Here is a 21,248-nt window from a genome sequence, read left to right on the forward strand (position 1 = left end):
ATTACTTGACTAATTTTTGGGGGAAAAATGTAAAGAGTGTAAAAAAACCCAGTTTATATAGGAAATCCTGTAAAGCTATAAATCGGGCTGGATAGCCGGAGGTTTTCTGGCTCTTAGCGCCTCTACTTTTTTAGCTAAAAGCCAAACAACCCGTAGAAGATAACACGCTCCCTATCCAGACGAACGTCAAGAGCAAGCCTGTCAAGTGTAGTGCAACGGAATTTATGACAACAATTGAAACGCTGCGTGCGAAGCTACCGTTTCCTCTCAAGCGATTGGCAGACCTGGCATATAACTATTGGTGGAGTTGGACGAGCGATCGCACTTCTCTATTTCAGAACATTAATCCTGATGAATGGCACCGCTGCGGACATAACGCTGTCGCCATCTTAGAATCAGCTTCTTTAGTGCGACTTACCCAGCTCGCTCAAGACCCTGCTTACATCAAACGGGTGAATTCACTTGTCGAGCAATTTGACAAGTACATGAACGAAAAAAATGCTTGGGCGTCGCGCGTCGCGCCGCAAATTTCCCCACAGCGACCTGTCGCCTATTTTTGTGCGGAATTTGGCATCCACGAATCCCTCCCTATCTACTCCGGCGGTTTGGGAATTTTAGCCGGAGATCACCTCAAGTCCGCCTCTGATTTAGGCGTGCCGATGGTTGCGGTAGGGCTTTGTTATCGCCAAGGTTATTTCCGTCAACGGTTGAATAGCGGCGGTTGGCAAGAAGAAAACTACGTTAACAATCCCTTTGACCAGATGCCCCTAGAGTTAATCAAAAATACTCATGGGGAACCCATCACGATTGAGATGGAAATCCGGCAACGGATAGTCAAAGCCCAAATTTGGCTGGCGCGAGTCGGTCGTGTCAATCTTTACCTGCTAGATACCGACCGACACGACAACGATCCCATTGACCGCTGGCTGACAGGGCACCTGTACGGTGGCAACCAAGAAACCCGCATCGCCCAGGAAGTCGTGCTGGGAATTGGCGGCGTTCGGGCGCTGACAGCATTGGGGATTACTCCGTCGGTGTGTCATCTGAACGAAGGTCATGCGGCATTCTGCACCCTAGAGATTGCGCGACAAGAAATTCAGCGTACCGGCAAGTCTTTCTATGATATCGAGGGATTGGTGCGCGATCGCTGCGTTTTCACCACCCACACCCCCGTTCCCGCAGGTCACGATGTCTTCTCCTCAGACCTGATGGATTCCTACTTCGCCCACTACTGGCCTACATTGGGCTTGTCGCGCGAACAGTTCCTCTCCTTAGGGGCACGCCGACTGGGCGACCCTTGGGAACCCTTCGGCATGACCGTCTTAGCTTTGCGGATGTGTCGCACTGCCAACGGCGTCAGCGAACTGCACGGTCAGGTTTCCCGCAAGATGTGGAACATTCTCTATCCCGACCGTAGCGAAGAGAAAGTGCCCATTGGTCACATTACCAATGGTGTCCATGCGCGTACCTGGACAGCACCCCTAATGGGCGACCTCTATTCCCAGTACCTGGGTGAAGATTGGTCAACCCGCATGGCTGACAAACAGATGTGGGCAAAGGTGGACGGAATTCCTGATGAAGAAATCTGGTGGCGGCACCAAGTTCTCAAAGAGTGCCTGATTGCTCATACCCGTTCTAAAGTGAAATTGGCACGGATTAGTCGCGGTGAAGAGCAATTCCGCATTGATGCCGCCGACAAGCTGCTAGACCCCAACGTGCTGACGATCGGATTTGCACGACGCTTCAGCCCTTACAAGCGGGGTGACTTGCTGCTGCGGGAAGCCGAACGCGCCTTGAGGATATTTGGAAATTCCCAACGCCCCGTGCAAATTGTCTTTGCCGGTAAAGCGCACCCCCACGACGAAGAAGGCAAGCGGATTATCCAGCGGTTAATGGAGTGGTGCAAGCACCCAGACATTCTCAACCGAGTTGCCTTAGTTGAAGATTACGACATCTACACGGGTCAACATTTGGTGCAAGGTGTTGATGTTTGGTTGAACAACCCGCGTCGCCCTCTAGAAGCCTCCGGAACGAGTGGGCAAAAAGTCTGCTTCAACGGCGGCATTAATTGCAGTGTCCTCGATGGCTGGTGGTGCGAAGGCTATCAAGAAGGGCAAGATGGCAAGGGAAGCAATGGCTGGGCAATCGGTGAAGATGCCCACACCAGCGACCAGGAGTTGCAAGACCGGATTGATTCGGAATCTCTCTACCACCTACTAGAAGAGGAAATCGTTCCTCTCTACTATGACCAAGATGAGAATGGAGTTCCTCATCGCTGGATTCAGATGATGAAGGCGTCGATTAAGACAAATTCGCCGCTATTCAACACTGACCGGATGATTGCGGACTACGTTACTCAGGTGTACGCGCCGGGAACTTCAGTCGGTACTGAACCGATTCTGGCAAGCGCGCTGGCGTAGCAAATTTGTAGGGGCAAACGGCACGCCCCTACATTAGGTATGAATTGACTCGATTTTGAGCTAAAAGTAGGGTGGGCAGTGCCCACCTGCTTTTTTTTGAACCGCAAAGAAGCAAACCGTAAAGAAGCAAAGGACGCAAAGGAAGAGAGAACAGATGAATCGGGTTTGGCAAGCTGATTTTTATCGGCGTCCTCTCAAAGATGAAAAAGGGCAGGTGTTGTGGGAATTGTTGCTTTGCGATGCCACACGCAGCTTTCGTTATGACGCCTTTTGTCCTCAATCTGAAGCGAATGCTAGTTGGTTGGTTTCTCAGTTACAGCAAGCAGCCGGTGGAAATTTGCCGAATCTCATCCAAGTGTTTCGTCCCCAGTCGTTAAGTTTGATTCAGGCAGCGGCGCAACAACTGGGTATTCAGGTGGAAGCGACTCGACGCACTGGGGCGCTGAAGGAATATTTGCAACAGAAGGCGAAACTATATCCCAATCTCGATAACTATACCTACACTGGCGAACTCCCATCGCTGGACAAACCGCCGCCAGTCCCATTGCCAGAAAACCTTTGGGGAGAACAATGGCGATTTGCCACGCTTCCGGCGGTTGCTGTGGTGGAAGCTTTTGCAGAACGCCCAATTCCGATTCTGGAGATGCCAGAATTTCTCTTGCCGATCAATCTGGGTTTAGCGTCTACGGTGCCAGTCCCCGGTGTGGTAATTTACGGTGGGCGGCAATCGATGCGTTTGGCGCGTTGGCTACAAGAAGCGCGTCCCGTGTCTCTCAATTACATTGCGGGTGCGCCGGATGGGTTGGTATTAGAAGCTGGGTTGGTTGACCGCTGGATTGTTGCCACTTTTGAGGATAAAGAAGTTACGGCAGCAGCTCAAGCTTATCAACAGCGCCAGCAGCAGAGTCGGGGATTGCACTTTTTGCTGGTGCAACCAGATGAGTCGGGGATAACTTATAGCGGCTTTTGGCTGTTGCGAGGAGAGGATTGAGGTTCTTTCTCTACCAAAAGATAGATTAAAAGCAGATTGATGCGATTTGGTGCGATCGCGCCTTGCACCCGGTACACTCAACCCAGATTGAAGATGCAAGAGCGGTAGAAATTCATCGCATCTTATCCCAATTAAGCACTATCGCAATCCTGCTAACGAGTGATTAAATCCTATGTTCTCTATCACAAGTTATATGTGGCATCAATCAATGTCTACCACAGAATCTTAGTGAGATAATAAAGGTGTGAGGAAGAAAACGGAACAACCTTTTTGATAAAGGGGGAGTATTATGAAACTCAAGCTATTCGCGACCCTAACATTACTCGCTCCACTATTTTTAACTATGCCAGTGAAAGCGGAGAATCCGCTACACGTAAAACAGCTATTGTCAACGAGGGAATGTGTTCGGTGCGATTTATCAGGAGCCAATCTCAGCGGCGCACATTTGATTGGTGCGGACTTGAGAGAAGCCAATTTGCAAGGCGCTAACCTGACGAATGCAAACCTCGAAGGTGCTGATCTGACGAAGGCAAACTTGACAGCAGCTAATTTAACATCAGCTTTTGTAACGAATGCCAATTTTCAGCAAGCCAATCTCAACGCCGTGAATTTTACGAACGCTAAAATTTATGACGCTAATGTGTATGGGGCATCAATGGATGACCTGATTCTCACGGATGCTGAAATATTTAACACCGGAATCGGTATTGGTGGGGAAGATGCCGATATTCCTCGTTGGGACTAGATGGTGCTGATTAGCGCTTAGGATTTTACGGAGAATTGGGGAAGTCCAATAGATTTAAAACGAGCGGCTTCCCTATTTTCGCCATCAATTAAATTTATCTTCTGAGTATCTATTAATATCAGTATTTGAGTACCTAACCCTTGAGAGGTTTAACCACCTCCGGTGTCGCTCCAGGTTGTGATGTTACTCTTTGAGAGATTTAAACCCAGTTACCTTGTCTTCGCACCGCCTGGACACGATCGCTTCTATTGAGTTTAGCGAGCGCTTGTGATTTAGTGCTGGAACTTTTTTGGATATTGAGATTATTAGCGTTAATCAATGAACAGACGCCTTTTGTATGCAAAGGCTCAAGCTTATATGAACAGCGCCAGCAGCAGGGTCAGGATTGCATTTTTTACTTGTGTAACCTGATTGATGGTGGGATGACTTAGAGCGGCTTTTGGCTGTTTTGAGGGGAAGATGGAAACTCCGAAGCCTTCCAAGACTAAGATTTCAAACAACTTTAAAGAGATTCTGCAATCTCTGGTTAGAGTTTTGGTTCGCCGATGGCTCATCTCATCAGTGCGATCGCACTGATGAGCGCAAAACCCACAAAAGACTAATTTTCTCCTTAAAAAGTATTATAAATCACACTTGTGGGAGTTGTAAAAACTGTATATTTATGCGTATCCGTTTCTTATTTAGGTGCATCAGTGAGTGATATTCTGCGCGATCGTCGAGTGTTAGTAACCGGAGCTTCCGGTTTTATGGGTTCTTGGTTGACTGAGTGCTTATTAGAGCAGGGCGCGACGGTGACGACGATACTGGCTGACTGGAACCCAGACAGTCATTTTGTGCGTAGTGGAATCGTTCATCGTGTCAACAATGTTGTTGGGTCAATTGAGGATTACGATTTACTTGAAAAGGTGATTGGCGATCGCGGCATTGATACGGTGTTTCACTTAGCAGCAGTGTCGGTAGAAGGTTTGGCGTTTGAGAAACCTCGATTGGCATTTGAGATAAACATTCGTGGCACATACAACATATTGGAAGCCTGTCGCGTCCGTTCGGATTTGGTGCGGCGGGTAATCGTGGCATCAAGTGATAAAGCCTACGGTGATAGTCCCGTCTTACCCTATACAGAAGATATGCCAACGCTGGGCAGACATCCTTACGATGTCTCTAAAAGCTGCGCTGACCTAATTGCTCGAAGCTACTATCACAGCTACGGGTTGCCTGTGGCTGTAGGGCGATTTGGTAATATCTACGGCGGTGGAGATTTAAACTGGAGCCGACTGATCCCAAATACGATCCGAAGGCTACTGAGCAATGAAAGTCCTCTCATTCGTATGCCCGATAAAGGTAATTTTATGCGGGACTTTTTATATGTCAAAGATGCAGCCCATGCCTATATTGCAATGTTTGAAGGGCTAGCTCGTCCAGAAGTTCATGGAGAGGCTTTCAACTTCGCAATGGGTGGTAGTTGGACGGTGCTAGAAGTCGTGCAAAAGCTCCAGCAACTGATGAATTGCGAACACATAGAGCCGGTAATTATGAATCAAAGCCACGGGGAAATTTGGCACCAGCAGGTATCGGCAGAAAAGGCGCAAAAAATGCTTGGGTGGAGTCCCCGATATTCTTTTGATAAAGGACTAGCTGAAACAATTGAGTGGTATCTGGAGTATTTATCACCTTCAATGGTGGGCAATATTCCATCTTCAGTAGTATTAAGTGTCTAGTTGATCGGAAGTATTTTTACCCTACCTTCTGACCAGACTTCTAAGTCTGGTCAGAAACTTCCTTGGAGAAAAATGTTTAAACGTCTCGACCAAAATTTAATAGATACAGTTGCTCAACAGGCATCCAGTAGCGATCGCTTACGACAAAGCTACAACTTCCACACCTTAGAAGAAAAAGTTCAGCGATCGCTTATTTGTCTGCAACCAGGGACGTATGTGCGTCCCCATCGCCATAAACGGGCAATCGGTCACAATGGATTCGAGCTGTGCCTGATTTTGCAGGGAGCCGTAGGAATGCTTCTATTTAACGATCAAGGCGCAATTATTCACCAAGAACAGATTAGTGCCGATGGAACAACTTCTGGTATTGAATTCCTCGAAGGAACTTATCATACACTGATCGCTTTAGTACCAAATACTGTAATTTTTGAAGTTAAAGAAGGGCCTTACGATTCCACTACTGATAAAGAATTTCTTTCATGTTTCCCTCTGGAAGGAACGATAGCGGCTGAGAAACTGGTGCAAACCTGGCATAGTTACTTTGTTAGCCCAATATAATTCGCTCCATGCCACGCCTATCTTGTGATGGTTTTGGATTTAATAGGACTACAGTGCTATTTGTCCTTTATAACTCTCTGTTTTGAGCGATCGCTATTGTTTAAGCATGGATTCTTGGCTTTTGTTGATTAATTGATTGCTTGGAAGTCCCCAATCAATCGAGCGCGATCGCCGATACCTGCCCAGTTTCTCGCGCTTCATATCTGTCGAACTTTTTGCCTTTCTCTAGCCATCGAACTCACGTTCAGTTAGTATCTGGGTAATCTGTAGTTTTTTTGTGGATAAAGGCGGATTCATGCTTCAAAACATTACTACTGAGATTGCTTATTTCGACTCACTTCCATATTTAGCCACAGTCTTAGGCGTTACTAGCATAGCGGGAATAAGTGGGTGGCGCTGGTGGAAACAAAATAATACATACAAATCGCTGCGATCGCTCCCTTCACCTCCTCAACACTGGCTGTTAGGAAATCTTCCTCAACTATTAGCAGCAGTCAAACAGAAGAAATTATTCCAGCAAATGTTTGATTGGAGTCAAGAGCTAGGTCCGATGTATGTTATATGGAAGGTCAATCAGCCTGCTGTTATTTTAAGTAAAGCAAAAGTTATCGAAGATACCATTGTCAATGGGATGAAAGATGGTACCTTAATCAGATCGGAGCAATTACGCAAAGCTTGGAACGATGTCAGTGGCCCGATTCTATTAGGAGAAACTGGAGCTGAGTGGCAGTGGCGACGCAAAGCTTGGAATCCCGAATTCAGTTCTAGCAGCCTCACGAAATATGCAGAAATTATTAGCGAAGCTTGCGAACAAGTAATTGCAACATTGAAGGAAGCACCACCACCAAAAGAAGTTCAGGTAGATCCTCTGTTTGTAGAACTAACAATGAGAGTGATTTCTTGTCTCGTACTGGGCATTCCTGTGGATAGAAAGCTCGCGAGTCCTGAAGGGCCACCCCTGGAAGTTTCCAAGCTGTACGAAGCAATGTCTGTTGTAGGCTATCGGTTCCTACGACAAGCTACTGGCGAGAAGATATGGATGAAATATTTGCCCTCTAAAAATTCACAAGATTATTGGGCAGCAAAGCGATATTTTGAGGAATTTTTAACGCCCCGTGTAGACTTAGCTTTACGATTCAGAGAACAAAACAAGACCGATTTACCACAGGTAAGTTCTTGGTTCTCCGAATCAATGTTAGTCAAAATCGCTGCCAAAGAGCCAAAATACAATCGCGACACATTAATAGCAGAATGTGTTGAACTCTTAATCGCTGGTACTGATACAACAGCCCATACTTTATCCTTTGCAGTAGGAGAGTTGAGCTTCCATCAAAGGGTTTTTCAGCAAGCACGAGACATCGTTGACCAAGTTTGGCAAAGCAAAGGCTTGATAAATACCGAAAGCCTCAAGGAATTGGCTTATATTAGCGCAATTATTAAGGAGACCTTGCGCCTTTATTCAGTAGCCTCAGGCTCGACTTCATTGGAGGCTCAACGCGACACCCTCATTGATGGTAAAGCGATTCCTCGCGGTACAAGAATAGCTTGGTCAATGCTTGCTGCGGGAAGAGATCCAGAAGTCTATGCTAATCCAGAGGAATTTCTGCCAGAACGTTGGTTAGAGAAGAGCAAGGAAAATAGTTCGCTGCCAATGATAGACTTTGGCTCAGGACCTCATCGTTGCTTGGGGGAGCATTTATCAATGCTGGAAGGAACGATGATGCTAGCATTATTGCTCCGCAACTTCGACTGGGAGTTAGTCAAGGGTCGTTCTTCTCTAGAACAATTACAGCAAAACCTGTTAATTTATCCGTCTGATAAAATGCCAGTGCGCTTTAAATTGAGAAATTCGCTTCCACAAGAAAAAACCTATCTCCAAGGTTTAAATTAAACTATTTACAGTAGCTCGAAAAGTTTTGCCAACGCTAAAGAATAGTAGTGTATGGAGTAGTGCTAAAAAATTAATGCATCATTACTTTTTTAGCACTAACCCAATATTGGCTTAATTCAATGGAACGGAGAATTAAGTGGTATTTTTTATGTCCGCCACCGATCGAATTGATCTTCAGAGCATCCATTGATGTAAGTATTGAGTACCCAACCCTTCAGAGGTTTAACCACCTCCGGAGTCACTCCGGGTTGTGAGGTTACTCTTCCAGAGATTTGAACCCAGCTACCCTGTTTTCGCACTGCCCGAACCGTATCGCCTCTATTGAGTTTGGCGACTATATTGGATTGAGTATTGGGTAGATTACGGATATTGACGTTATTTCCATTAATAAATGAACATACGCCTTGGTTTTGTGCAGGTCTCGATTGAGCCTGTAAAATTGGTGTAGCTGCATTTGCCTTTGTTTGGGCGATTAGCTGCAAGCCAGTGGTATAGAAACATAGCAGTGCGATCGCTGTCAGAGAGTTTCTCGAATTGCTCATCTTTATGGATTAAGTGCATCTGCACTGAAGTAAATTCAGTCTCACCTTAACTGACTTACTTCCAAATAATATATTTTTTGATATTTATTTAAATTGTTAAAAGGCTATCAACCCCGCAAGCTTGTGACTTTGAGCGGTTTGATATAAATAAAGTCAAAAGTCAACCCTTCTTAATTAATCCACTACTTTTAGCAATCCCTGCTTCAGTGCATCAAACACGCGATTAATTAGCAGGTGTTCTGCTTCACTTAGGGTTTCCTGCGATAGGAATATTGACATCAATAGACGTTGATCGGTACGAGAAATTTGGCGAAAGACAAAGATTCGCTCAACAATTTGTTGAACGGAGATTGTGGGTAAACTAGCTGAAGCTGGCATAGTTCTCTAGCAACTTTATGTAATACTGCTGCGAATCCCGCAGAACGAGATTCTGAGGACATATAAAAATATTGTAATATTTCTTTACAATCCTGCGCGATCGCCATCTTCAAGAGAATGTAACAATTCCTTCATAATTTGGTGATTCTCATCATTGACAAATCAGATTGCCTATCCAAACACTCCCGAATATCCCGTAAAATAGCTTGGCGTTGTAGCAAGAAGGCAAAAAAATGACTCAGGCTCGGATTGGGATTATCGGTGGCAGCGGTCTCTACAAGATGGAGGCGCTCAAAGATGTAGAAGAGATGCAAATCTCCACGCCTTTTGGCTTCCCCTCTGATGCTTTGATATTGGGAACTTTGGAAGGAACGCGAGTGGCTTTTCTGGCACGTCACGGTCGCAATCACACGCTGTTGCCTTCTGAGTTGCCGTTTCGAGCCAACATCTACGCCATGAAGCAGCTAGGCGTCGAGTACCTAATCTCTGCATCAGCGGTGGGTTCTCTCAAAGAAGAAGCGAAACCTTTAGATATGGTAGTGCCGGATCAATTTATTGACCGCACCAAAAATCGAGTTTCTACCTTTTTTGGGGAAGGGATTGTGGCTCATATTGGGTTTGCCGATCCCGTGTGCAATCAATTGGCTGGAGTTGTGGCAGATGCGATCGCATCTTTAAACTTACCCGATGTCACGCTCCATCGCGGTGGTACTTATGTTTGTATGGAAGGACCCGCATTTTCTACAAAAGCTGAATCGCATCTTTACCGCAGTTGGGGTGCCACAATCATTGGCATGACTAATTTACCAGAGGCGAAGTTAGCCAGAGAAGCAGAAATTGCTTATGCAACCTTAGCATTAGTAACCGATTACGATTGTTGGCACCCCGATCACGACAGCGTAACGGTAGAAATGGTGATTGCCAATCTGCAACGCAATGCAACCAATGCTCAAAAAGTAATTCAAGAAACTGTTCGGCGTCTGAGTGAAAATCCGCCAGTTTCTGATGCTCACTCGGCTTTAAAATATGCAATCCTCACGCGACTAGAGAACGTTCCGGCAGCAACGAAGGAGAAAATGGAGTTGCTGTTGAAGAAGTATTTGTAGTCAGCGGGTTTTTCATGCATTAACTTTCTACCAAGGACTCCCAATCATTGTGAAAGCTGACCAGAAATAAGGATGCTTTAGGTCTTTATCTCCGATTGATGCAAGAGAGGAAGGTAGAGGCATATTGCCATCAGAAGTATGCAGTTGTCCCCCTTCTAGTCGCACCTTTCCCTTTAACATTGCTAGCTGTGCCTGTCGCAAAGCTTCCGCCTTAATAGGGGCTTTTTTCAATTCTTTGTAGAAATCTGTCATCAGCCCCAATGTGCCTTCATCGCTGACGTACCAAAGACTTGCCAGCGCTGACTTCACGCCTGCTTGCACCGCAAACCCGGCAAAGCCCAACTCGGCTTCTTCATTTCCCAGTGCTGAACGACAGGCACTCAGCACTAATAATTCCACCGCTGGTTTATTCCAGCCCAACTGACGCACTTGATCCAATCTCAATTGGGTGTCCCACAGCTGAATATAGGAGTTGCCGAGTGCCCCTGACTTAAATTCTGCATGAGTTGCGAGGTGGATAATTTCGTAGGGCGTGGAAGTGCGTTGTGCTTTTAAATTCTTGAGGGTGAAAGCTTCGTTGAGGAAGGATTTACCTTGCCATAGCTTAGAAGTAATCATCGACAATTCTACCGGCACAGCAGGCAATGGATTTTGCGTTTTGTTGGTAAAGCGGTCGGCACCCATTGCCAAGACTTTAGCGTTTTTAATGTTAGCGTAGCGGGTATCGGTAAGGCTGAGGCTAGGCATGAGACCGATGCTATATTTCTCGATTAAAAACTGTTGACCGTCGTGGAGGGCGGCGATAGGAAGCGATCGCAAGCCTGCATCCATAATGAAGACTAGATTCTGGATACCTTGGGCTTCTAACTCATCCTTGATGGGTGCAATTAGCCACTGATACAGTTGTTCGGAGGGGGCACGATAGTCGTCATTCAGTTTATTTTTATTGGTAATGGCGTTCCGCAACTTTCCAGCGACTTTCAGGATCTGCGATCGCGAAGCGGATGCGCCAAGCGCTCCTCGCTTGCTACCTGCTACACGCACCCGTTTCGTTTTCCCCTCTCCTGTTACCAAAATTAGCTCTAGTCGCTCATCGTCTTTGTTAATTTGAGTTTTTTGGCTACTAGAAACTTGATCCGGTGCAAAGACTGCATAAACAAATGCTGATTTGATGCTCGTCTGCTTCTCGATTTGGCTCAATAGGTTGGCGGCTGCTTTCGGATTGGTGATATTTCCCGTTTGCCCCAGATGTTGGTCAAATTTAGAGGTGATTGTGCTATCCAGGTCGCTCGTAGTATCAACCGTTACGTCAGAGACGCTAGTAGGCGTATTCAGAGGCATCGCGCCGAAGTAGGGAAGCAGGTTGTCTCCCGGACGGCGGGGAGTAATTTGAATATTGCCTTGGCGGTAAGGGCCAGGAAATTCTTTAGATGGCAAAATCGTACTGAGGAACCCAGTTCCGGTGGTGAGAGCGCCAGCCGTTCCGTTTTCTGTGGCATCTCCTACGACAAAGGGAGTAAAGGAGGAACCGCCTCCGTGGGAAATCATAATCGCGCCGTCCCCAGCGCCTCCAATTGTGGAAATGCTGGTCGCAAATGGGTTTTTGGAATCGGTGAAAGTGCCTGTAGCGCGGAAGAACCGATCGGTTGTAATTTTAACAACGCCTCCGAAGGCGCTCCCTCCACTTTGGGCATTGATGGAGACAACTTGAATGTCATCCATTGGCTTTTTGTTGAGTTCAATCAGTGGGTTTGCCAAGGTGACGTTACCACCTTTCCCGAAGCTGGAACTAGAGTCGATCACTCCAGCAGTGATGATGCCTTGAGCGGAAACTTCAATATCCCCACCGCCTGCTGTTCCTTGAGAGAGCAAATTACCGCTTTGAATGGCTGCTGCATCGCTTAGGAGAGCGTGAAGCGGAGCTATCGCCGTTAGGCGAATCGCTCCCCCGGTGCCATTGGTAGAAGAGGTGTCAATATTTGCTGTGGTGATGCTACCTGGAGCCGCAACGGTGACTGCACCCCCGCCGGTTGTACCTTTGGAGGTCACATTTGCAGCGGTGATGTCTCCTTTTTGGCTGGTAAGTGCGATCGCTCCCCCGGTGCCTTTTTCGGAAGCAGAATCAATATTGGCAGCAGTGATATTGTCTTGAGCAGAGACAGTGATGGGAGAACCGGAAGTTTTCACATTTCCAGTCTGTACGGTTCCGTTTTGGCTAGTAAGCGCGATCGCACCGCCAGCACCTTTGGTAGAAGTGGCGTCTAGATCCAGCGTCGTGATGCTGTCATTGGCGATCACTGTAATTCCTCCAGCATCCGTATCGCCTTTGGATGTCAAACTTCCCGTTTGTATCGAGCCTTGTTTGCTATTGAGCGCGATCGCGCCGCCAGCACCCGTTGCAGAAGAGGAGTCCAAGGCTGCGGTTTTAATGGCTCCCGTGTCACTGGTAAGGCTAATTCCCCCACCCTTAGAGGTGATATTGTTGGTGGTGATTTTTTGATTGGCGGTGAGATTCACTTTACCGCCGGATGAATCTAAAGTGCCATTACTAGCGATCGCACCTTGAGTGCTATAGAGGGCAATTTCCCCACCTTTGGAAGTGATATTGCTAGTGTTGACTCCGCCGTTCCCATTTAGATTAACCTTGCTGCCGGATGAATCTAAAGTGCCATTACTCGCGATCGCACCTTGAGTACTGTTGAGGGCAATTTCCCCACCCTTGGAAGTGATATTGGCTGCGGTGACGCCAGTATTGCCGATTAAATTAACGTTGCCACCGGATGAATCTAAAGTGCCATTACTAGCGATCGCGCCAGAGCTACTATTGAGGCTAATTTCCCCACCCTTGGAAGTGATATTGGCTGCGGTGACGCCTTGATTGGCAGTGAGATTCACCTTACCGCCGGATGAATCTAAAGTGCCATTACTAGCGATCGCACCTTGAGTGCTATTGAGAGCAATTTCCCCACCTTTGGAAGTAATATTGCTAGCGCTGACTCCGCCATTACCATTTAGATTTACCTTGCCACCATTAGTGTTGAGACTGCCTCCCACCTGAATATTATTGGCGGTAATACTTACACCAGCTGGCTTAGTTGTCGTAATGTCACCCGCCAGCGTCGTAGTGCTACCAGATAACTGGGTTAGACTGTCTGCAACAATCGTCGAAAGGGCTGTCACATCGGTAGCATTCTCGATTAAGATTGCGCCTAACCCTTTACCTTCTCCCGCACCCACCGTTTTGCCGAAGAAGATGTTGCCGGTGCCTGCGATCATCTTTAGGTCGTTGTATTCACCCTTTTCGCTATCTAGGGTGCCATTGAAAGAAATGTTACCCGCACCCAATGAGCCTGTATTGAGGAAAGTATCATCAGTCAGGGTGACATCACCGTTAAAAATAATGTTGCCATCCAAAGTCGTGATGATGCCTGATAAGAGTGTCTGCTTGGCGTTGACAGTCAGTTCCTGGTATATATCGGCGCTGTTGCCTTTTAAGGTTGCATTCTCGCCACCGATAATTACAACACCCAAGTCATTATTGATAGTCAAATACTCCAGGAGATTCGGACTACCGACGTTCCCTTTAAAAATCGCTTGACCTGCACCCGGATTGAGCGTCAGCCCCTGCTCGCTATCGGCTTGAGCGTTAACATTGCCTTCAAAGATGATGTTACCACCGCCGCTTGCAAGTGCAATATCGGTCTGAAGCTCCACAGTTTTGCCGAGTTGACCGAGGGTAATGTCTTGCCCCTGGGTGGAAATGTTTGCCCACAATTTGGTTGTTGCACCGTTGAGAGCGATCGCAGCATCATCCACTCCCTGAATTGTCCCATTAACGTTGATGATGCCATTCGGAGACTGAATTTTCACCGGATCGTCGAAGGTGACAGCATTGACATCAATCGTCCCAGTTCCGCTGTCACTACCAATGATGATGGGCTTAAAGCCACCCAAGGCATTAATATCTTTTTGGGTGATATCCAGCGCCGGTGTTTCTTCAAATCCGCCAATTGCGATCGCTTGATCGGGTGTTGCAGGCTGAAGCTGAACGGTACCGCCGCCAACGATTGTATTGTCTCCCCCGTCAAAGTTAATTTCAGCAGCCGTCAAATTGAGATTTCCGGTCAGATTGGCAGTGCTTTTAAATGCGACCAATGCTGCATTACTCACAGTCAAATTGCTGAGTGCAGCGCTTTTTCCCACCCAATTATTAAAGATAACGTTGCCAGTACCTGCTGCTAGATTCAGGTTCTGAGTTCCATTGACAGTATTGCTAAAGCTGATATCGCCTACTCCCGCACCCGTGTTGAGAGAGACTGCGCCGGTTAGGTTCACCGCACCGCTGAAGCTGATAGTGTCGTTGGTGGTAGTAATATCTCCAGCGGTAATGACTCCTCCCGTCCCACTTTGACTGAAGACTCCATCGAGGTTCATATCTGCGGCAGCGTCAATTGTCAGCGTTCCAGTATTGTTGATACTGACGCCACCATTATTCGTCGTAGTAACTGGGTTTTTGAAAACAAAGTTGTTGCCGTTTAAGTTGATGCCGCTGGCGCTATTCGTATTGAGTGTGCCGTTGAATGTAGTGGTGCCACTCCCTGCACTTTGGGTAATGCTGACGGCTGTAATTGCTGCTGCTTGTACGTTTTGGGCACTGTTAATGGTTACAGAACCGAGTTTGTTGCTACCCCCAACCGCATCTGTAAAATTGATGTTGCCAGTACCGGCAGTCAAAGATAGGTCGTGATTGCCATTCAGGGTGTTGCCAAAGCTAATATCGCCTGCACCCGTTTCCTGGTAGATAGAACCTGTAAGATTTACGCCTTGGGTAAATTGAATGCTGCTAGCGGTGATATCCCCTGCCGTGGAAACGCTACCCGTGCCATTTTGCACAAAAGCTCCGCTTAAGGTCATATTTGCACCCGAAGCAATTGTCAGCAAACCACTGTTAGTGATGGTGAGATTGCCTGCGTCTGTGGTGTTGATGCCTGAATCCAGGGTCGTTGCACCGCCGATGAGATTAATCGATGCATTACTGGTAATTCCCGGCGATGTTCCCTGCACCGTCAGCGTCCCTGTGCCAGCTTGAATGGTTACAGCATCTTTGAAGGTTGCCGAATCTACAACAATGTTGTGGCTTTCGCTGGGATTCCCGATGGTGATGCTGCTAAATCCGTCTTTTAAAGCAGCCAGGTCGGTATCGGTGATATTTAGATGGGAAGCATCTTTATCTTTGTCGAACCCAATTGTGATCGCTTTCCCCACCGTTGCTGTCTGAAGTGTCAGATTTCCCGTGCCAGCAACCGAATCCGTTCCGCCCGAAAAGTCAATTTCATCCCCCTTTAGGATTATATCCCCGGTCAGCAGGACATTATTCCCATAGCTTTGACTATTAGCAGTGGTCACGTTGCCGTTGAGCTTGGTTGTCCCACCAACTCCAGTGGTAGCTAGGCTAGCAGTATTGACAGTGCTGTTGAAGGTGATATCACCGATACCAGCGTTCACAGTTAAATTTTTCTGACCATCAACTGTACTGTTGAAAGCGATCGCGCCATTGCTACCGCTAGTATCAAAATTAACATCACCGCTTAAGTTAATGCCTTGGTGAAATTCAATGCTGCTGGCGGTGATACTTCCACCTGTAGAGACTTTACCCGTGCCATTCTGGACAAACTTTCCTGCCAAATTCATGTCGGCAACAGAGGCAATGGTCAGCAAATCGCTGTTGGTAATCGTGACACCGCCACCCGTAGTATTGATGGCACCGTTGAGGTTAAAAATATTACCAGTTAGCTTAATGTCGCTGGCAGTTATCGCACTGTAAGTCCCGCTGCCAGCTTTTTGAGTGAGGCTAGCGACGTTGATGGCAGCAGTAGCGTTGACATTGCCGCTGTCAATTGTAAGGTTGCCTAAAGAGGTAACGGTGCCAAGGTTATTCTTGAAGTTAATACTGCCGCTACCTGCGTTCAGGGTGAGAGTGTAGTTGCCATCAATTGTGCTGTTGAAGGCGATCGCGCCATTACTGCTACTGGTATTAAAAGAGACGCTATCAGTTAAGCCAACGCCCCCGTCAAACTGAATGCTGCTAGCGGTAATATCCCCACCTGTGACAACATTACCCGCGCCATTCTGCACAAACTTTCCCGCCAAGTTTATGTCTGCGGCGGCGGTAATTGTCAACAGATTGCCACTGTTAATAGTTAGGTTTCCCAGTGCTGTGTTACTGCCCACAGCGTTATTAAAGGTAATGTTGCCACTCCCAGCATTTACTTTCAGGTCTTGCGTTCCATCAATTTTGCTATTGAAAGCGATCGCGCTGTTAATAGACTCAACAGTGACATCTCCACCTGAAAGCGTCACTTTGTCGGTTGCGGTATCTCCAAAGGCAACGCCATCCTCGGCACTAAAGGTGAGACCATCTAAGGTGACGTTGCCATTCAGGGTGGTGGCTGTGTCACCATCGTTTAGGTTGACATTGCTTTTGAAAATGACATCGCCAGTAGCCGTAATACCGGAGTTAGCGGTGAGGGTGCTGTTAAAGGTAGTTTTACTACTGGTAATAGCAATAGCGGCTCCGGTGCCTATGCCAATTGCAGCAGTCTTACCCACATCGGTTTTGAAGGCGATGCTTCCAGCACCGTTGGTTGCTAAGCTCAGGTTTTGCGCTCCATCAACTAACCCATTGAATTCCAGATTGCCGTTGTTGGCTGTGATGCTAATGGAAACTGGGCCTTTTTTTAGGGTAATTTTATGGGTCGTCTGATTGCCAAAAGTGACGTTACGACCGGCCTCAAAACTTACTCCATCCAGAGTGACGTCGCCGTTGAGGGTAGTCTCTGTATCTCCGGCTGCAATCTTGACATTGCCAGAGAACTCCACAGAGCCAGTGGCACTGATTCCGGAGTTAGTTAATAGCTGGTTGGAAAAAGTGGTTGATCCGGTAGAGAGGAGGGTGATGGCAGACCCAGTTCCATTTCCCAGGGGGGTTGTTAACCCGACGCCTTCCTGGAAGGTTGTTGTCCCAGTACCAGCATTGACGGTTAGATTATTCGCCCCATCGACAGTGCCAAGGAAGTTAATGTTGCCACCTTCAGGAGACCGGACGGAGAGCGAGTCTTTTAAGGCGATCGCATTGACGTTAATGGAGCCTTTGCCATTATTCCGTCCGATAGTGATGGAGCTAAAGCCATCTTTTAATACACTAAGGTCTGTCGCTGTCAGATCCAAAATATCCGTTACGGGTGTCAATCCTGTCTCGCTATCAGACATCCCGCCAATCGCAATCTGTTTGCTAGGTGTCTTTGGCTGAAGTACAACGGTATTGGTGCCAGTTATTGAATCGGCTCCCCCGGTTAAGTTAATCTCATCCGCTGTTAGAGTCAGTGCGTGGCTGCCTGCGGTCAGGAGTTTAGAGAAGGTCAGGGAACCAGTTTTGACATTAAACTCTGTATTACCACTAAGGTTTACATTGCTGTTAAAAGTCAGAGCGTTGACAGTGTAGATGTTACCAGTTACGTTGACAACATCTGCGGCGCTAACGATCAAGCTGTTGAGCGGGTTTGATTCGTTGCCAACTCCGTTAAACTGAATCGCACCCGCACTGCTAGCATCAAGTGTTAACTTTTGGTCCCCATTAACGGTCTTCTTAAAGGTGATATTGCCCCCATTGGAAGAAAGCGAGACATCTGCACCAAGCACGACATCTTTATTAAAGGTGATGTCTCCGCTTGCAGTGGTGATGTCTTGCTTCAGCGTAGTTGTGGCAGCGTCGAGCGTGATTGAAGCGTTATCTAACCCTGTAATCTTCCCATTCACTGCAATTGAGCCTGAAGGAGCTTTGATAGTCACGGGGTCTTGGAAGGTGACGCCAGCAGAATCAATTGCGATCGCTCCACTCCCGTTGTTTCGACCAATCGTAATTTTACTAAAGCCATCTTTCAATGCAGCCAAGTCTGTCGCTGTTAGATCCAAAACATTTCCCATACCAGCATTACCACCGATGGCGATCGCTTGAGTGGTTGTTTTCGGTTGGAGAGTTAGTTGGCCGACTCCGCTAACTGAATTATTGCCGCCGTTAAAGTTAATCTCATCGGCTGTCAGTGCCACATCCCCTTTTATATTGACCTGACTGGAGAAGCTGATGTTGCTGCTACTGGTTGTGGTGACATTACCGTTGAGCGTGACCTTGTTAGCACTAACGACAGTGAGGTTGCCGATTGGCTTGCTGTTACCCACAGCACCACCGAACTCAATGCTGCCACCAGTTCCAGCTTCCAGATTCAGCGTTTGACCGCCTGCTGTACCTATGCCATTCAGTGTGCCAGCGATTTTGATGTTACCGTTGCCAGTAGTCCCTGTGGTTTTGAAGGTGACATTGTCATTCAGCAACACGTTGCCAGTGAGGATGATATCTTTCCCGGCACCAGTAATAGCAGAGGAATTGATGTTATTAACCGCAATGTTGCCACTGGCAGTCAGCGCGATCGCTCCTCCGCCGCCAATTGTAGAGCTAGAATCCAAACTTCCATTTGTCTTAATTGCTCCCCCCGTACTCTTGAGGGTGAGATCACCCCCATTACCCGTAACAGAAGCACTGGAGTTTAAGCTATTGGTAGTTATGTCGCCACTGGCAGTCAGCGCGATCGCTCCCCCGTCGCTAGTAATAGAAGAAGAGTCAAGGCTACCAGAGAGGGAAATAATACTGTCACTGGCGGCTGCGGTTCCACTTTCAATGGTTATAGAACCGCCCTTGGTGATGATTTGGGAGCCAGTACCCATACTAAATTGAGCGGCACCCGCATCTCGATGAGCGAGGTTAGCTTTTTGGTCATTAATGGTGGCGATAAAGTTGCCTCCATTTAAAGTAATTGTCTTCCCAGGGTTGATGCCAATAGAACGACCCGCCTGCAAGGTCAGCCCATTTCCCGCACTGGTACCCGTGACGTTATCATCAACCGTAATGTCATTATTTGCCCGCAAAATCACGCTAGCTGAATTAATCGCAGATGAAAGGGCACTTCCGGTGATTGTTACATTAGCGGCTGGAGATTCATCGAAGTCATTGTTATTGAGTATGTCCGTAGTTTTAGTAATGGTTCCGGTTGAGGTGATAGTAATATTCTTGGGGTCAAGGAGGAGAGTGCCCACCTGACCAAAAGGAGCCACAGTATCCACTACTCCAGCAAATTGCAAATTCTCTTTACCCGAAACTTCAACAAATCCGCCGTTTCCAGAATTAGCGCCGCCACGAGCTGTAATATTGCCGTAAAAGCGGGTTGTCTCATCTGCCCAAACAATTACCTTTCCACCGTTGCCGTTGAGGAGGGCATCTGCGGCAATCAGAGAGTCGCTACTGACATAGGTGCGCGATGCATTTGGTAGTGTGCCCTTCCCTTGATAATCGCCGCCAATTCGCACTGTGCCGCCGCCGAGGGTGCCGGAAGCATTAATGTTGGCACCTACTAATCCCACTTTATTACCGACAATTTGGACTGTGCCTCCGGTTTGTCCTGGGGCAGTGTTTGAGGTATTCAGGGAACCAGAAGCAATTACAGTACCTGTATCTGTGGGTATTGCAGTACCGGAACCTGTTAAATGAACTGTGCCGTCAGCGGCGACAGTCATTTTCGTGGCTCCCACTTCCCCAGCACCTGTCAACAGCTGAGGTAAGGAGGCAATCGGCAGCTTCCAGTCATTCGGTTGATTGCCTGCTGCTGCTAGGGGTTGAATTTCTACACTCAGTAAACTTCCTGCCTGAGAAATGCGTACTACGCTCTCACCAGGCACTGCTGCCACCGTGATATGACCTCCCGGTGCTGACAATTGCCCGGTACTAACTACGGTGCCACCGAGTAAGGTTAAATTCTGTCCGGGGTTGACTGCCAAGTTTCCGGCATTTGCGATCGCTCCCGGCTGACTCATTGCGAAGGCAAAGCCGTTGGGCGTACCAATTAAAGCGTTATAGTCGTTGGCACCCGTGGCGCTGAACCAATTGCTGCCAAAGCCAATACCGTTAGCAGTGGTGGCGGTGAAGGAGGCAGGCACATTTAGGCTGGCTCCTGCGCCAAAGATAATGCCCGCGGGGTTCATCAAGAACAGGTTGGAATTCCCACCCGTAACCTGAATGAGACCGTTAATTACTGAGGCATTTCCCCCATTGACGCGACCCAGGATGTTTTGAATGGATGGGTTTGAGAGGAAGTTGCCTATCTCGTTTTGATTCAGCCCAAACTGAGTGAAGCTGTGGAAGAGATTCGAGCCATTACTAGAAAGGGTGCCGCCACTGATGTCAATCTGGTTTCCATTCTGGTTAACCAGAGTATTCGTGTCATTGGGAGCCGGAATGATTGACTGAGCTGAGGTGGATGTGGCACCTACAGAAGCCCCAAACAACAACAGGGCGAACAGGGCACCGATTCTACTGGTAAATACTGACATCAATCTCTTCCTTAGGGCTGATGAAAAATTTGCGGCAACTCTACAATCCCCAATTTTTCTGGGTCACTCCGTAATATCACAGCTTTGATAAAGGAATGATTAATTAGATATTGAATACTTTAAAGAGTTGATAAAGATGGGTATTTTGCTTTAGGAACTTTTCATAAAGCTGGCTATTTTTGCTTTGGTTTTTATAGGCTGCTTGTTGAATTCATTGCAACTGAAGCCTTTTTGAGACCTGCCTCAACTTTGCATTTTTTAACTTTCGGCAGGTAGCAGGATTAATATTCGACCATTCAGCAGCAAACCTGATTTTTTAGACAAAGGAGCCTAGTGGTTAATCATTTTTCGTCAAAAGCCGATGTGTAAGTGTAAAAATAATTATTGATTTCTAAAAATATTTGTGTATTTATTTATAGTAATTTTTAGCCGAAATATACGTTATGAATCGGCTCGATCATT

Annotated in this window: 10 protein-coding genes; 7 read left to right on the forward strand and 3 right to left on the reverse strand. The window is 47.3% G+C overall.

Going from position 1 to position 21,248, the window contains the following annotated elements; genetic code table 11:
• The first annotated feature begins 224 nt into the window (after positions 1-224).
• From glgP to NC994_RS07430, 6 genes are all read left to right on the forward strand, one after another.
• Positions 225-2,420, forward strand: a complete 2,196-nt coding sequence (gene glgP, locus NC994_RS07405) for an alpha-glucan family phosphorylase (protein ID WP_190432401.1) — start codon at positions 225-227, stop codon at positions 2,418-2,420.
• 154 nt (positions 2,421-2,574) lie between these two features.
• Positions 2,575-3,411, forward strand: a complete 837-nt coding sequence (locus tag NC994_RS07410; RefSeq protein WP_190432403.1) for a Tab2/Atab2 family RNA-binding protein — start codon at positions 2,575-2,577, stop codon at positions 3,409-3,411.
• Positions 3,412-3,700: 289 nt separating this feature from the next.
• Positions 3,701-4,156 (forward strand): pentapeptide repeat-containing protein, encoded by a 456-nt coding sequence (locus NC994_RS07415; RefSeq protein WP_190432405.1) that lies wholly within the window; start codon positions 3,701-3,703, stop codon positions 4,154-4,156.
• A gap of 692 nt (positions 4,157-4,848) precedes the next feature.
• Positions 4,849-5,874, forward strand: a complete 1,026-nt coding sequence (locus NC994_RS07420) for a GDP-mannose 4,6-dehydratase (RefSeq protein WP_190432408.1) — start codon at positions 4,849-4,851, stop codon at positions 5,872-5,874.
• Between the two features lie 72 nt (positions 5,875-5,946).
• Positions 5,947-6,432 carry a WbuC family cupin fold metalloprotein gene (locus NC994_RS07425; protein WP_190432410.1) on the forward strand — a complete coding sequence of 162 codons (486 nt, stop codon included), beginning with the start codon at positions 5,947-5,949 and terminating at the stop codon, positions 6,430-6,432.
• A 295-nt stretch (positions 6,433-6,727) separates the two neighbouring features.
• Positions 6,728-8,323 (forward strand): cytochrome P450, encoded by a 1,596-nt coding sequence (locus NC994_RS07430; RefSeq protein WP_190432417.1) that lies wholly within the window; start codon positions 6,728-6,730, stop codon positions 8,321-8,323.
• A gap of 146 nt (positions 8,324-8,469) precedes the next feature.
• On the opposite strand, the gene NC994_RS07435 is transcribed toward NC994_RS07430, so the two are convergent.
• Together NC994_RS07435 and NC994_RS07440 are read right to left on the reverse strand one after the other, a co-directional pair.
• Positions 8,470-8,865, reverse strand: coding sequence for an SH3 domain-containing protein (locus NC994_RS07435; protein ID WP_190432420.1), 396 nt, complete (start codon positions 8,863-8,865; stop codon positions 8,470-8,472).
• Between the two features lie 174 nt (positions 8,866-9,039).
• Complete coding sequence (locus NC994_RS07440; RefSeq protein WP_190432421.1) at positions 9,040-9,243, reverse strand: hypothetical protein; 204 nt, start codon at positions 9,241-9,243, stop codon at positions 9,040-9,042.
• Between the two features lie 233 nt (positions 9,244-9,476).
• On the opposite strand from NC994_RS07440, the gene NC994_RS07445 reads away from it, so the two are divergent.
• Positions 9,477-10,349, forward strand: coding sequence for an S-methyl-5'-thioadenosine phosphorylase (locus NC994_RS07445; RefSeq protein WP_190411657.1), 873 nt, complete (start codon positions 9,477-9,479; stop codon positions 10,347-10,349).
• A 27-nt stretch (positions 10,350-10,376) separates the two neighbouring features.
• Here NC994_RS07445 and NC994_RS07450 read toward each other — a convergent pair whose 3' ends face one another.
• Entirely contained in the window at positions 10,377-20,786 is a 10,410-nt protein-coding gene (locus NC994_RS07450; protein WP_190432423.1) for a CHAT domain-containing protein, read from the reverse strand.
• Positions 20,787-21,248 lie beyond the last annotated feature (462 nt).

This window comes from Trichocoleus sp. AS-A1, assembly GCF_039962015.1.
GTDB lineage: Bacteria > Cyanobacteriota > Cyanobacteriia > Cyanobacteriales > FACHB-T130 > FACHB-T130.

What these genes read in the sequence shown, in the direction of transcription:
- glgP (WP_190432401.1), top strand. Translation starts at nt 225, where the DNA reads ATGACAACAATTGAAACGCTGCGTGCGAAGCTACCGTTTCCTCTCAAG.
- NC994_RS07410 (WP_190432403.1), top strand. Translation starts at nt 2,575, where the DNA reads ATGAATCGGGTTTGGCAAGCTGATTTTTATCGGCGTCCTCTCAAAGAT.
- NC994_RS07415 (WP_190432405.1), top strand. Translation starts at nt 3,701, where the DNA reads ATGAAACTCAAGCTATTCGCGACCCTAACATTACTCGCTCCACTATTT.
- NC994_RS07425 (WP_190432410.1), top strand. Translation starts at nt 5,947, where the DNA reads ATGTTTAAACGTCTCGACCAAAATTTAATAGATACAGTTGCTCAACAG.
- NC994_RS07430 (WP_190432417.1), top strand. Translation starts at nt 6,728, where the DNA reads ATGCTTCAAAACATTACTACTGAGATTGCTTATTTCGACTCACTTCCA.
- NC994_RS07435 (WP_190432420.1), bottom strand. Translation starts at nt 8,865, where the DNA reads ATGAGCAATTCGAGAAACTCTCTGACAGCGATCGCACTGCTATGTTTC.
- NC994_RS07440 (WP_190432421.1), bottom strand. Translation starts at nt 9,243, where the DNA reads ATGCCAGCTTCAGCTAGTTTACCCACAATCTCCGTTCAACAAATTGTT.
- NC994_RS07445 (WP_190411657.1), top strand. Translation starts at nt 9,477, where the DNA reads ATGACTCAGGCTCGGATTGGGATTATCGGTGGCAGCGGTCTCTACAAG.
- NC994_RS07450 (WP_190432423.1), bottom strand. Translation starts at nt 20,786, where the DNA reads ATGTCAGTATTTACCAGTAGAATCGGTGCCCTGTTCGCCCTGTTGTTG.